11 protein-coding genes are annotated in these 14,521 nt (G+C 31.9%); all 11 read left to right on the top strand.

The window, feature by feature from the left end; genetic code table 11:
• Positions 1–2: 2 nt before the first annotated feature.
• The 11 genes from J3U09_RS02725 (at position 3) to J3U09_RS02675 (ending at position 14,461) form a co-directional block, all read left to right on the top strand.
• Positions 3–608 carry a penicillin-binding protein activator LpoB gene (locus tag J3U09_RS02725; RefSeq protein ID WP_267357039.1) on the top strand — a complete coding sequence of 202 codons (606 nt, stop codon included), beginning with the start codon at positions 3–5 and terminating at the stop codon, positions 606–608.
• Positions 608–1,654 carry a beta-N-acetylhexosaminidase gene (gene nagZ / locus J3U09_RS02720; RefSeq protein ID WP_267357037.1) on the top strand — a complete coding sequence of 349 codons (1,047 nt, stop codon included), beginning with the start codon at positions 608–610 and terminating at the stop codon, positions 1,652–1,654. Before J3U09_RS02725 ends, nagZ begins: the two co-directional genes overlap by 1 nt.
• Positions 1,614–2,885, top strand: a complete 1,272-nt coding sequence (locus J3U09_RS02715) for a sigma 54-interacting transcriptional regulator (RefSeq protein ID WP_267357035.1) — start codon at positions 1,614–1,616, stop codon at positions 2,883–2,885. Before nagZ ends, J3U09_RS02715 begins: the two co-directional genes overlap by 41 nt.
• 189 nt (positions 2,886–3,074) lie before the next feature.
• Positions 3,075–4,094: a glycosyltransferase family 9 protein gene (locus tag J3U09_RS02710; protein ID WP_267357033.1), complete on the top strand. Its 1,020-nt coding sequence runs from the start codon at positions 3,075–3,077 to the stop codon at positions 4,092–4,094.
• Positions 4,095–4,559: 465 nt separating this feature from the next.
• Positions 4,560–5,753, top strand: a complete 1,194-nt coding sequence (locus tag J3U09_RS02705) for a glycosyltransferase family 9 protein (RefSeq protein ID WP_267357031.1) — start codon at positions 4,560–4,562, stop codon at positions 5,751–5,753.
• 250 nt (positions 5,754–6,003) lie between these two features.
• On the top strand, positions 6,004–7,197 hold the full coding sequence (locus J3U09_RS02700; protein ID WP_267357029.1) for a glycosyltransferase family 9 protein: 1,194 nt from the start codon (positions 6,004–6,006) through the stop codon (positions 7,195–7,197).
• 20 nt (positions 7,198–7,217) lie between these two features.
• Entirely contained in the window at positions 7,218–8,696 is a 1,479-nt protein-coding gene (rfaE1, locus tag J3U09_RS02695; protein ID WP_267357027.1) for a D-glycero-beta-D-manno-heptose-7-phosphate kinase, read from the top strand.
• A 191-nt stretch (positions 8,697–8,887) separates the two neighbouring features.
• Complete coding sequence (gene msbA, locus J3U09_RS02690; protein WP_267357025.1) at positions 8,888–10,624, top strand: lipid A export permease/ATP-binding protein MsbA; 1,737 nt, start codon at positions 8,888–8,890, stop codon at positions 10,622–10,624.
• 28 nt (positions 10,625–10,652) lie between these two features.
• The gene (msbA, locus tag J3U09_RS02685) at positions 10,653–12,422 is read left to right on the top strand and encodes a lipid A ABC transporter ATP-binding protein/permease MsbA (protein ID WP_267357023.1); all 1,770 of its coding nucleotides are present in this window, start codon (positions 10,653–10,655) and stop codon (positions 12,420–12,422) included.
• A gap of 151 nt (positions 12,423–12,573) precedes the next feature.
• Complete coding sequence (locus J3U09_RS02680; RefSeq protein ID WP_267357022.1) at positions 12,574–13,545, top strand: glycosyltransferase family 8 protein; 972 nt, start codon at positions 12,574–12,576, stop codon at positions 13,543–13,545.
• Positions 13,532–14,461, top strand: a complete 930-nt coding sequence (locus tag J3U09_RS02675) for a hypothetical protein (RefSeq protein ID WP_267337497.1) — start codon at positions 13,532–13,534, stop codon at positions 14,459–14,461. Before J3U09_RS02680 ends, J3U09_RS02675 begins: the two co-directional genes overlap by 14 nt.
• The last annotated feature ends 60 nt before the right edge of the window (positions 14,462–14,521 follow it).

Here is a 14,521-nt window from a genome sequence, read left to right as displayed (position 1 = left end):
ATATGAAACAGTTTAAACGTACCGCATTAATTAGTATGCTGGCTTTAAGCTTGGCTGGTTGTCAACTTTTAGGTTCTAATCAAAAAACTGAAGTTAAAGCCCCAATTGAAACACCGAGTGATCCAGGTGTAGTAGATACGCCTCCACAGATTGCAAAGACAATTGATTGGAATACAATTTTATCACCACTTGTAAATAAAATAATGCAATCTTCATCCTCAATTGAAGGCAATAAAGTTTTGTTGATTAGTGATATTCAAAATCGCAGTGGAGATTATTTAGCAACAAATCAGGTTGATGAAACGTTACATAGCTTAATGAATAAACAAAATCTTTTTACTGTCGCTGATAGGCAATCTATCAACCGAGCCAAACAAGCATTAGGTATTTCGGCTGATGATAAACTTGTATCACGAAGCAAAATGATAGGTTTAGCAAAATCAATGAATGCTGGATATGTGCTTTTTACTACACTTTATAAATCTCCATCAGAAAATGATAATGCAAATCTTTCTATGGAATTACTTTCAACGCAAACTGGTGAAATTTTACAACGGGTAACATCAAAAGATGTGTCATCGGATAATGTTCAAGGAGCTGCGGAGTAATGGGGCCTTTATTGATTGATGTGCAAGGAACATCGTTAACTAATGATGATGTAAAGCTTCTACAAAATCCGTTGGTTGCAGGTATCATCTTATTTAGTCGTAATTACGAAGATCCAGAACAATTAACTGAACTTATTAAACAGATTCGTGCTACCACATCTGAGCGTTTATTAATTTCGGTCGATCATGAGGGGGGGCGAGTTCAACGCTTTAAAAAAGGTTTTACCCATATTCCTCCTGCTCAATCATTCGCATTGCTTAATGATATCGAACAGGCTAAATCATTGGCCTTCGATGCTGGCTGGTTGTTGGCTATAGAATTGATTGCCTATGATATCGATCTTAGTTATGCGCCGGTATTAGATTTAGGCCATGAGTGTTTAGCAATAGGTAGTCGATCCTTTCATTCAGACATCAATATTGCTTATCAAATTGCATCATCTATGATTGATGGTATGCATTGTGCAGGGATGAAAACAACGGGTAAACATTTTCCCGGTCATGGTCATGTGATTGCTGATTCTCATAAAGAAACACCAATTGATCATCGATCTAAAGCACTTATTGAAAATGATATGCAGATCTTTGCAAAATTGATCGCAGAAAAGAAACTTGATGCCATTATGCCTGCTCACGTCATTTATCCTGAATTTAATGATAAACCAGCCAGCGGATCAGCATTTTGGCTTAAAACTGTATTACGTGAACAATTACATTTTAATGGCATTATATTTTCGGATGATTTATCAATGGAAGGTGCAGCGATTTTAGGTAATCATGCTCAACGAGCAGAAGCTGCACTTAATGCTGGTTGTGATTTATTATTGGCATGTAATAACCGCAATGGCACATTAGCTATTTTAGATGCGTTGACTAATTTAAATAAAAAACAATCATTACTAACTGATAAAGCAAAACAGTTATTGACGATAACTAAAATCAATTGTGTTGACTTAATTAATAGCCATGAGTGGCAAGTTCGTCATAACAATTTAATGAAGTTAAATGAAAAGTGGGAAAATTGTAATGCAAGCAGCCATCATTGAAATCGATAATAATTCAAAACTGTTGGCTTATAATAATGTAGCAAAAGCGCTATTTCCTGTTAATTTATTGAATTTAAATCAAAAATTTGATTATCAAAATGTATTTAATTTGGATGCAGCGTTCAATTTAGCTCAGCATGATGATGCTATTATTGTTTTAAATTCGCAGTTTTTTTTATTGCAAAAAGTCCGTGAATCATTCAAAATTACTTTTGTTTTACAACCGGTTGAATATTTAAAAAGACGACTATCAAAAATCAATGTTGTTGGCAGTCATGCTTTTGATATTTTCGCCGTTCAAAGTCAAGCTATGCAAAAGTTGATTGCTCAAGCTAAAGCATTTTCGGTGCAACGAGAACCATTACTAATCACTGGTGAAACTGGGACTGGTAAAGATTTATTAGCTAGCGCATGTCACCAATATAGTCCTAGGGGTGATAAAGCTTTTTTAGGTTTAAATTGTGCAGCAATGCCCGATGATGTTGTTGAAAGTGAACTTTATGGACATGCAGCAGGCGCTTATCCCGGAGCCGTTGAAAGTAAAAAAGGTTTTTTTGAGCAAGCAAATGGTGGTTCTGTATTACTTGATGGCATTGATGAGATGTCATTCCAAATGCAAACCAAATTATTACGTTTTATTAATGATGGATATTTTCGAAGAGTAGGTGACGATAACGAAGTTTACGTTGATGTTAGAATCATCTGTGCGACTAAAGTTGATTTAGCTGAGTTGGTGGAACAAGGAAAGTTTAGGAAAGATCTTTATTATCGCTTGAATGTATTGTCTTTAAATTTACCTTCACTAAAAGAGCGCAAGGATGACATAGAACCACTTACTCATATTTTCATTGATGAATTTGCTAATAAGCAAGGTATTACCCCGCCAAAAGTGAGTCAGGATGTTATCCCTTACTTAACGCTATACTCTTGGCCAGGTAATGTAAGACAGCTTAAAAATGTACTTTATTCCGCATTATCTCAATTGACCTCATCACAATTAACAGTAAAAGATATTGTTCTACCTACGATAACATCGACCCAAGTTTCTTGGATCAATGATATCGAAAATAAAACACTTGATGAAATGACCAAACAATTCGAAAAAAAGATTTTGTTACAGTTGTATTATAACTATCCGAGTTCGCGCAAACTCGCGAAACGTTTAGGCGTTTCACACACATCAATAGCCAATAAGTTACGGAATTATGGCATTAATCGAATAGATGATTAATTTATAAAAAGAATAAAAGAATAATGATTGATTTGTTTTAAAAGATGAAATTGCTGAAACATTTATTATGGAAAATTGACGAGATAATAAAGAATGATTAATTCCTTCAAACAACTTAATCGATATAGAAATTTTTTAATTAAAAAAATTAAGAATAATTTCAAAACAAATCAACTTAATAAACGAAAGTTGAAAAATACTGTATTTGATGCGGATAATTATCACTCAATATTAATTGTCATGTGCGATTTTGGTATCGGTGATGCAATTGTTGCTTCTTTTCTTATCAATGAGTTAAGACGGAATAATTATCAAGTGAATGTTGTTGTGGATGAACGGTTAAACTTCTTATTTAATAGTTTCATTGAAGTCGACAACGCCTACTTTTTTAATAAAAAAAAGATAAAAAAATTTTGTAAAACCGAAAAGAATATCAAGATAGATCTTGCTATTGATCTTTATGATGAAGGTGATAATAGTCTTAGAAGGGTTGAACTTATCTCATCTTTTAACCCTACGCATACCATAGGGTTTAATCAATATAAATTCTTACAATATGATACTTCAATTGACTTTAACGAGGTGAACGCTCATATCACTAAACGAAGCTGTATGATTCTAGATCTTCTGAAAATTAGTTATAATTGTGTTCAATATTATCTTAATATTTATCATGATGAATTATTAACAGCCAAAAAGTTTATTGATGAAGTGTGTAATGGATCGGATAAATTTATTATTGTTTTTAATCCGTTTGGATCGTCTGAAGCGAAAAGTTTTTCGCATGAACAAATAACAAAAATTAATGCTTTTTTATCACAACAAAAAAATTGTACTACCATTATTGTCGGAGAGCAGAAGCAAATTTGTGGTATTGATGAATTACCGAATATTCATCTTAATAGAAATCCATCTTTTATTGTGGCATCAGCTCTTGTTTCGCTATGTCATTTAGTCATCAGTGTAGATACATCAATTGTACATGTTGCATCAACTTATAACAAACCAATGATCGCTGTTTATAATAATCGTTATAATGCCGGTTTTAATCTAAATAAAGTTTGGGCTCCTATTGGAACGAATACTAAACTTTTATTTACACAAGAAAACAAGATTACAAAAGAAGGCGATCGTATTGGTGAATTAAATATCCAATTGATTATCGAACAGATAAAAGAAACATTAAATAATTTCAGACCTTTAGTTTAATTTAAGTTTAAGCGTAATATACGCTATCGATAATTGTATAATTTTACGTAATGTGGGTTAAAATTGTTAAATAATTTAGTCTTCTGTTTGTACAAACGAGCTTTAAAAAACATTATTTACCTACTTTCATTTTTAAATCAGTGACTAAATGTATAAACTCGTCGCTATCCAATATTGAGATTATAAATATTAGTTAACTTTTTTATAAAAAAATAATGTTGACCTGTAATCGATTATTAAATATAACAATTGTATTGTAACTTAAGTATTAATATTCAGTAAAATCCCTTTGTTGCCTAATAATCCAAAAATCTTTAAAAAACTGAGACCTCTAAAATTAGTGTAAATAAATAAAGAATGTTGGATTAAAAATTATGAATGAAATAAAGGCATCTTGTTTTAAATAGTTGGCTGTAGAATAAAAATGTCATAATATTCAAATCAATACAAGAGGTAATATTAATTATGAGTTATCTTAAAGAGTTACAGAGAAAAGTTAATAAATATAAAAAAAAATATATTTTCAATAATAAGAAAATTGCGCTTAAATTAATTTGGTGGAACATTGTTCAAATAATTAGTTTAAAAACCAGTAAAGATAAAATATCTAAGAAAAATCTAAATAAAATAGCCTTAATTTTATCAGGGGGTATTGGTGATATTTTAATTGGCTTTAACTATGCTTGTTATTTAAGAGAATATTTAAATTCTAACAACATTATCATTGATATTTTTGTTAATAATGCAGGTATGGTGAAATCTTTAGACGGTGGGACTGAATTTAATATTTTCCCTGTTTTAGAGCCAATAAATGATAAATATCTGTTGAAAATAGCATTACTTAGATATCCACAAATTTTAGAAAATAATCTTATTTATTCAAAGCATTCCAAAAATAAAAAATTGCTTAAACTTATTGACGTTTACAAAGATTTTTACAACAAAAATCACCGTTTTTTTGATTACTTACCTTTTATGGACGGCATGACTAATCAGTTTTCGCTTATCAATGGACATAAAAGATTACAACAACCTGATATAGCTAATTTATTAAATATTAGTCGTAATTTTAAGTATACCCCTAAAATATTTCACGAAAAACGAATATTAAATAATTTAAGGCTCAAGCCAGGTAAATATATCACTATCAACAGGGGCGTTGATAATCAAGGTAATGTGATTGAGTCTACTAAACTGTGGAGTATACACAATTATAATGCTTTAGTGAACCTTATTAAAATTAATTATCCAAATTATAAAATTGTTCAATTAGGCGCATCTACCGATCGATGTCAACTGATTGATAATGTTGATATTAACTTGGTTGGAGAAACATCATTAGACGCTCTTAAAGTATTGCTTAAGCATTCTGTACTACATATTGATGGTGAAGGAGGTATGGTACATTTAAGAAAGGCTTTGAATGGAGGAGTATCTGTCGTGATTTTTGGTCCTACTTCTGTCGATTTTTATGGGTATGCTGACAATATTAATATTGCATCTAAAACTTGCCCATACAGTTGCGAATGGTTAAATGAAACATGGACAAAAACTTGCATTAATAGTCTCAACAACCATATCTGCATGAAATCTATAGATACAAATTTTGTTTTTGAACAAGTCAAAACATTTTTAAACCATGATGAAAGTATAAATTAATTATTATCAATGGTCGCTTTATTCGAAAAGTCAAAGACTAAATTAGCATAGTTAAATAACACGATTGTTTACTCTAGTTATAAATATAATTACTTATTTATTCAGTTTTTTTGCTATAAAAATAATTTTATTATTAGAAATTTTTTCTAAAAATTTTCCTTTATTTTAGGGTATAATATCCCGCCCAAAAGTTAAGTTAATATAAATATATTTTAATATTGAAACTATATGAGTAAATAAGAAATCAATTATGAACTATTTTGATAAATTACAGCAAAAAGTTAACAAATATAAATCACTTTATTCCAATAAGTATAAAAAAGCTGCAATTAAATTGTTGTGGTGGAATTTGTGTAAACTTTTTGACTTTAAATCAAATAAGCAAAAATTTGATCCTGAAATTGAATATCGCTTAGATCGTTTATCTGTTTTCATTCCAGGGGGAATCGGTGATATTTTGATTGGTCTTAATTATTGTAGTTATTTATTAGAGTATTTGAAAGATGAAATCAAAGCCATTGATATTTTTGTTAAGAATACTAAATTAGTCAAAGAATTAATTGGTGAATCATGTTTTAATATCTATCATGAAGATGAGTGGAATCAAGGTCGAGTAGCTTATTTAATTGATTTTAGAATAGATCGTTTTCCACTAATATTTAAAAATAATTTAGCTTTACTCCCGTCAAATGTAAATTTGAAATTAAAAAAATTGGTTAAATTGTATGAAGAATTTTATCGAATAAATGATAAAATTGTAAAAGGATCGCCTAAAATTGACTCATTAAGTATTCAGTATTCAATAATAAATAATCAAAATAGATTGCAACAGCCAGATATTTATGGTTTTTTGAATATTGAACGCAACAATTATAAATTTTTACCAGTCGTATCTGATGATAAAAAATATCTAAAAGATCTGAAGTTAGCAGATACAAAGTTTATTACGCTTAATCGAGGTGTTGATGGAAATAATCTTGAAAGTGAATCCACAAAATTATATCCGCTTGAATACTATAATGAATTAGTCAGGCAGATAAAAATTAACTTTAAAGATTATAAAATTGTTCAATTAGGTGTTTCGACGGATAGGTGTCAGTTAATTAAAGGCACAGATTTAAATTTAGTTGGAAAAACGACCTTAAATCAGTTAAAAACTATTTTGAAAAATTCCATGTTACACATTGACGGAGAAGGTGGAATGGTTCATTTAAGAAAGTCTTTGCAAGGGGGTATTTCAGTTGTGATTTTTGGTCCTACTTCTGCAGATTTCTATGGTTATTCGAATAATGTAAATATTTCTTCCAGTGCTTGTCCTTTAACATGCGAATGGATAAATAATAAATGGGTATCATATTGTATCAATAAGAACAATAATCATATCTGTATGAAAAGTATCAAACCAAATTCGGTTTTCGAAGAAATAAAAAAAATTTTAAAATAGCATAAACTGGAAATATTAATATGAATCAATTTTATTCTTACCTTTCTAGATTTAGAAATACTAAAGTAACGGTCATTGGGGATATTATGTTGGATCGTTTTTTGTATGGAACGGTAGAACGGATTTCTCCAGAAGCACCTGTACCCATTTTCAGATTGGATTATGAAGAGATAATGTTAGGTGGAGCAGGAAATGTGGCGGCTAATTTAGCGTCTCTTGGCTGTAAACCTACTTTTTTAGGATTCGTTGGTTTAGACTCAAACGGTAAGCTTGTTACCTCACTTTTAAAAAAAGCTGGTAGCCATAGTCATCTTTATCAATTAAAAAATCATCCAACTATTATCAAAACAAGATTTATAGCTAATCATAATCATTTACTTCGTGCGGATGCTGAAAAGCTACTTCCTTTTGTTCCTGAATTACTTCCTAAATTTTCTAAATTAGTTAAGCAAGCAATTAAGATGACCGATATTGTTTTGTTGTCGGATTACAATAAAGGTATTTTTAATCAAGAAACTACTCAGATGATTATTAATCTTTGTAATAAGTTTAATATTCCGGTTATTGTTGATCCCAAAGGTAATGATTATTCTAAGTATCGTGGTGCGACATTAATTAAGCCAAATATCAAAGAATTTTTTGATGCAACAGGTATTAAACTCAATCCTGATAGTCCACAATTTGATCATGAATTGAAACAAGGTGCTGATATTTTCTTAAAACAATATGGTATTAAAAATATTATTGTGACCTTAAGTGAATATGGAATGGCTCATATTTCATGTGAAAATAAAAATTTCATAGTCAAAATACCAACAGAAGCTAAAGAAGTTTTCGATGTTTCTGGTGCGGGAGATACCTCTTTAGCCACATTAGGTATTGCTTTAGGTGCAAAAGCACCAATTGCCGAAGCGATGCAATTAGCCAATATTGCATCAGGAATTGTGGTTGGAAAATTAGGCACAGCCACAGTTTCTTTTAATGAATTAAAAGCAAAATTAACGACAAAAAAATGTGAAATTAAGTGTACTCGAACAAATAAAATTATCAGTTTATCCGATGCTAAGCCAATTATTGATGAATTAAAAAAACAAGGTAAAAAAATTGGATTTACAAATGGCTGTTTTGATTTGTTACATTTAGGGCATTTAAGTTCTTTGCAACAAGCCAAAAATGTTTGTGATATTCTTATTGTGGGGGTGAACTCCGACGATTCCATAAAGAAATATAAAGGTGCAGATAGACCTATTCAAGATCAAAATACTCGAGCCACTTTACTTGCTTCACTCGAATTTGTTGATTATGTCATCGTATTTAGTGAAGATAATGCATGTCATATTGTTGAAGAGCTTCGACCTGATGTGATTGCGAAAGAAGGCTACACCATTGATAATTGGCCTGAAGCTCAAAAAGTAATTAGTTATGGTGGCGAGGCCATTATTCTTGAGCGTATAGAAGGTTATTCAACCTCTCAATTAGTTGCTAAATGTAAAAAATAATTGACCATTAGGTGATCAAAATGCATATCGAGCAGATATGCATTTTTTTTGTGAGAAGATTCTATTTTATTTTAACTTAACAAAGTTTAATTGTAGGAATAATTAAGACTCTTTTAAGCATTTATAAAACTAACGAGACATCGTTATTTGTAGTATAATACCTATTATTTTGATAATTTTTAATTAACTTTATGTCGGACAAATATACCTCTTGGAAAACACTTAGACTGCTTTGGCCTTTTGTTGCACCATACAAAAAAGCATTAATTGCGGCCGTGTTTGGATTGCTATTAAATGCCGCTACTGATGCTACGCTAATTTCTCTTACAAAACCGTTATTGGATCATGGTTTAATGGGGAAAAATTATTCGTTATTGATGATCATTGCCGGATCGATCATTGGTTTAATACTGTTAAGAGGATTGTCAAACTACGCATCGACCTACTGTCTATCGTGGTTGTCGGGCAAAGTTGTCACCAAATTTAGGCAGTTAATCTTCAATCATCTTGTTAAAAGCCCCGTTAGCTTCCATGATAAGAGTTCTGTGGGTGATCTTGTGTCAGTTATCACATTTAATACACAACTCTTATCCAAAGCGTCATCCGATGCGTTAATTATCTTGGTTCGAGAAATTACCTATGCCATCGGACTTTGTTGTGTCATGTTTTATGGTAGTTGGAAATTAGCATTAGTGCTATTTATCATTGTTCCTATAATCATTTTTATCGCACAATTTATTGCCAAAAAATTTAGAGAAACCATTAAATCGATGCAAAAAGGGATGGGTGAAATCACCACTGCTGCCGATGAAATGTTAAACGGGCATAAAGAGGTGCTAATATTTAATGCCAAAAATTACGAAAAACGTAATTTTAGCCAAATAACTGATACTGTGCGACGTGGCGTATTAAAAATTGAATTTGTTTCAAGATTGTCAACGCCAATCATCCAGTTGATTGCAACTTTAGGTTTAGGGGGCATCTTGTATCTGGTTGCCAGTGAAAGTTTGGATATCACGCCCGGATCTTTTACCGTGGTATTTTCTGCTATGGTAGCGGTTATGCGCCCACTTCGTGAATTAACCAGTTTACATGTTGAATTACAAAAAGGTGCGGTAGCTTGTGAATCGTTATTTGGGATCTTAAATTCACCATTAGAGGAAGATGAAGGTAAAATTGAGAAAGATAAAGTTAATGGTAATATAGAGTTTAGACATGTTACCTATACTTATCCTACTCGAAATACACCCTCACTCAATGATATCAGTTTTACGATAAAAGAAGGGCAAACGGTTGCTTTAGTTGGACGGTCTGGAGCAGGTAAATCCACCATAGCTAGTTTAATTCCACGTTTTTATGATGTAACAAATGGCGAAATTCTGTTAGATTCGATTAATATAAAAGATTACACGTTAAAATCGTTACGAAGCCAGATTGGATATGTATCGCAACGCGTGCATTTATTCAATGGAACAATAGCCGACAATATTGCTTATGGAGAGAAAGGAAAACATTCTCAAGAAGCCATTACGCATGCTGCAAAATTAGCAAATGCTTTAGAGTTTATTGATAAATTGGAACAAGGTATTAATACTGAAATTGGTGATAACGGCGTATTGCTATCAGGAGGACAGCGACAACGGATTGCAATTGCCAGAGTTCTGTTACGTAATAACCCGATTTTAATTTTAGATGAAGCGACTTCAGCATTAGATAATGAATCCGAACGATTGGTACAGGAAGCCATTGAAATTCTGCAAAAAAATCGTACATCTATCATTATTGCACATCGATTATCAACCATTGAAAAAGCAGATCGAATTTTAGTTATTGATGAGGGAAAAATCGTTGAAGATGGCGATCATGAATCACTTTTAGCGCTTAATGGTATTTATTCTCAAATGCATAAAATGCAATTTAATGCGTAATATCATTAATTTATTTATGAAGAACAATATGACTAAAAAACATCAACAAGAAAAGCATGATCTCGATAAAGATTCATCAACATGGCAAACGTTTTTGAAACTGTGGCCATATATTATTGAGCATAAACTCATTTTATTTGTCTCTGTATTATTACTTTTCTTAAGTGCATTTGCCGATACATCACTCATTGCAATATTAAAACCCCTTTTAGATAGAGGGTTTAGTGATGGTGATAAAAGTTTTTTACTTATGGCTCCCCTCTATATTTTTGGGTTGGTTTTATTACGAGGTATCGCTAACTACGGCTATTCGGTTTCGTTAGCATTTATCTCTGGAAAAATTGTCATGCGGATTAGACAAAGGTTATTTAACCATTTTGTCGATGCGCCGGTTAGTTATTACGATCAAAATTCGAATGGTCGATTATTGTCTCGTATAACTTATGATACCGATCAGGTAGCCTCGTCATCATCCGATGCTTTAATTATTATTATTCGTGAATCGGCATTCATTTGTGGATTATTTTATACGATGTTCTATAACAGTTGGCAATTATCATTGTCACTGATCATCATTACTCCCATTGTTATTGGTTTAATTACGTTTATTTCTGTGAAATTCCGACGATTAGCTAAAAACATGCAAAATTCAATGGGTAATGTCACTATGTCTGTTGAACAAATGTTAAAAGGCCATCGTGAGATCATTGTATTTGGTGCTCAAGATGAAGAGTCGAACAATTTTGTTAAAATAAGTAATAAGTTTCGTCGTGACGGTATGAGACTTGTCTCTATTTCAGCGCTCTCTACCCCAATTGTTCAGTTAGTTATCTCATTTGCAATTGCTTTTGTCTTATTAACGGCAAGTAATCCGGATTTAAATATCACAGCGGGTGAGTTTACGGTTGTTTTTTCTTCCTTAGTTGCACTTATGCAACCTATTAAAAGTTTGACCAGTGTGAATGCGAGTTTTCAAAAAGGTATGGCGGCATGTCAAACACTATTTTCTATTTTGGAACAACCTGTCGAAAAAGACTCGGGTAAGCTCAACATTGAGCGTGTAAAAGGGGATATCGAATTTAAACATGTCAGTTTTGGTTATGAAACCCGACAACAACTTGCGATCCAAGATATTAGCTTTACTGTTTCGGCAGGAAAAACTGTGGCTTTTGTTGGGCGTTCGGGTTCAGGGAAAACAACGATCACAAATTTACTGACACGTTTTTATGATATTTCTGAAGGCGAAATATTGATTGACGGACATAACATTCAAGACTTAACCCTGTTTTGTTTAAGGAATCAAATTGGATTAGTCTCGCAAAATGTTTTTCTGTTTAATGATACCATTGCCAATAATATTGCGTATGGTCGACTTGATCAGTATTCCCAAGCTGAAATAGAAGCAGCAGCTAAAAAGGCTTTCGCTTATGATTTTATCATGAATTTTGAAAATGGTTTTGACACCAAAGTCGGAGAAAGTGGTGTATTATTATCCGGCGGCCAACGCCAGCGTATTGCTATTGCAAGAGCATTATTGCGTGACAACCCGATTTTAATCTTAGATGAAGCGACTTCTGCATTAGACACGGAATCTGAACGTGCCATCCAAAAAGCATTGGATGAATTACAAAAAGGCCGAACATCTTTAGTGATTGCACATCGACTCTCAACGATTGAAAATGCCGATGAGATTCTAGTCATTGATGATGGACATATTATCGAGCAAGGTAATCACGCAGCTTTATTAGAGAAAAAAGGAATATACTTTAATTTATATACAGGTAAACAATTCCAATAAATTAAGTGAACGCAAACTATAATCAAAAGCTGTATTAGTCAAACCGGAAAAGTCGCTACTATTGGATTTTTGAGGGTAAAAAGAATAATTGCAAGATATTTAATTTAAAAATATTATTTGTAGTAAATGGTGCATCATGGAAATAATTTAGATGAATAAACATAATACGATTAACATCGCTTTTTGCTCAGATAAAAATTACTTAAAATATGTAGCGATAGCTATTCAATCAATCTATTTTAACAATTTGAACAATGCGTTAAAATTTCATGTTTTTCTTTATGATGTCGAACAAGACGATATTGATCAATTGAGTCGTTTAAGCTCAGATATTATCGTCTATCCTATACCTAAAGCATGTTTGGACAAATATGATAACGAACATGCGATAAAGCATCTTAATCGTTCCATGTTTATTCGACTACTTGTCCCGCGGTTATTAAATGGAAAAGTGGATAAATTAATCTATTTAGATGCTGACATCCTTTGTTTCAAAGATATATCTGCAATAAATAATATAGACATCGATAATGTCGTGTGTGCGGCCGGTATTGATTCATTAAATAATGAAAACATTTCTAAAAATATTCAACGATTAAACTTGTCGACTACACATTATTTTAATTCAGGTTTTTTATACATTAATGTAAAAAATTGGAATGATTTTAACACCGAAGATAAAGTAAATACGCTTTTATTATCGCATAAAGGTCAGTTGCGTTATCCTGATCAAGATGCGCTTAACATGGTATTACAAAATGATGTGTTAATCGTTGATCCTAGTTGGAACTACTTATTCACATGGATTAACGAAAAAAATAAAGATAAGTTTTTTGAAACTGAAAAAAATTTACCTTACTTTATTCATTTTACGGGAGCGAGAAAACCTTGGTACCATGAGCATGTGGGTGCTGCCCAGAATTGGTATCTTTTTTATAAACATTTTACACCTTGGCGAGATAGTGATTTAGACAACTATCAAGATAAAATGAGACCCACTGATTGTCGAGTCTATGCAAAAAAATTCTTTAAAAGTGGACATGCATTAAAAGCCTTAAAATATGCATTGATGTATATTAAACTTAAAAACAAAAATAAAGTTAATCAAAATGAAATTAAGTGATGAATTGTTTAAAGTAATCTATCGACTAACGCATTCTAAGCGTTATAAACATAACCGTAAACGTTGGCCTCATGTCAAAATCTGTCGTGGGGACTGTGGCCAAATAGTCGATTTTGCTTATAAAGGGATCACTATTCCTATCATCGATCTTAAATCATTAAAACATGCCTTTACTGGTCAATTAGTCATGGTTGCTTCTGGACCATCCATTAATCAAATAACGTTTAAACACTCTCCATCGGTTTTGACTTTAGGGGTAAATGGCTCATATTGTCTAAAGGACAAGATAAACTTTAATTTTTATGTTATCACGGATATTCACTTTTTTTCTCAACGACCTGAGATTGTAGAACAAATTATTGCTAACCCAGATCTTCTCTTATTTTTGCAAGTGGATGGTTTAGTGAAAATCATAAACCTTTTCGGTAACCAATCCATCTGTTGTAAAGTAGCGTTAATTGAAGATGCGTTCAAACTGACTTATCAACCGATCCAAACATTGACTGAAATTGAAAAAGATCCTACCCGAAATAAAAGTATTTACTTCTATCATAATGATCATCGGGAACATGAGCCGTTAGCCTTTGAGACAAATATTGTCAATGGCGTATTTCCGGCTAAAACTGTTGTTTATTGGGCGCTTCAAATAGCCGTTTACTTAGGTTTTAACCAACTTTATTTAGCTGGTGTTGATTTAAATAATTTCCATTTACCTCGATTTTATGAAACACCAGACAATATCACCTATTCACAATTAGCATCTGATTTTGAAAAAAATATTCTCCCTGCTTTTGAGCACGCAAGTTCTGTCATGAAAGCGTTAAAAGTAGAGGTTAAAAATATGTCTTTAGATAGTGCTCTTGATACGGATATTTTCGAAAAACAGGCTTATAACGATGTTTTTAATTCATTATAAATGAGTAAGCTTACGCTATATAAACTTCATGACAATAATATTTTTTAAGTGAAATCTGAT

The organism is Gilliamella sp. B2889 (assembly GCF_026536885.1).
Classification (GTDB): Bacteria; Pseudomonadota; Gammaproteobacteria; order Enterobacterales; family Orbaceae; genus Gilliamella; species Gilliamella apicola_E.
This window is presented reverse-complemented; position numbering and strand designations above follow the sequence as displayed.

Excerpts from the sequence above, each read along its gene's own strand:
- nagZ (WP_267357037.1), top strand. The coding sequence starts at position 608 with ATGGGGCCTTTATTGATTGATGTGCAAGGAACATCGTTAACTAATGAT.
- msbA (WP_267357023.1), top strand. The coding sequence starts at position 10,653 with ATGACTAAAAAACATCAACAAGAAAAGCATGATCTCGATAAAGATTCA.
- msbA (WP_267357025.1), top strand. The coding sequence starts at position 8,888 with ATGTCGGACAAATATACCTCTTGGAAAACACTTAGACTGCTTTGGCCT.
- J3U09_RS02700 (WP_267357029.1), top strand. The coding sequence starts at position 6,004 with ATGAACTATTTTGATAAATTACAGCAAAAAGTTAACAAATATAAATCA.
- J3U09_RS02715 (WP_267357035.1), top strand. The coding sequence starts at position 1,614 with ATGAAAAGTGGGAAAATTGTAATGCAAGCAGCCATCATTGAAATCGAT.
- J3U09_RS02705 (WP_267357031.1), top strand. The coding sequence starts at position 4,560 with ATGAGTTATCTTAAAGAGTTACAGAGAAAAGTTAATAAATATAAAAAA.
- J3U09_RS02680 (WP_267357022.1), top strand. The coding sequence starts at position 12,574 with ATGAATAAACATAATACGATTAACATCGCTTTTTGCTCAGATAAAAAT.
- J3U09_RS02725 (WP_267357039.1), top strand. The coding sequence starts at position 3 with ATGAAACAGTTTAAACGTACCGCATTAATTAGTATGCTGGCTTTAAGC.
- rfaE1 (WP_267357027.1), top strand. The coding sequence starts at position 7,218 with ATGAATCAATTTTATTCTTACCTTTCTAGATTTAGAAATACTAAAGTA.
- J3U09_RS02675 (WP_267337497.1), top strand. The coding sequence starts at position 13,532 with ATGAAATTAAGTGATGAATTGTTTAAAGTAATCTATCGACTAACGCAT.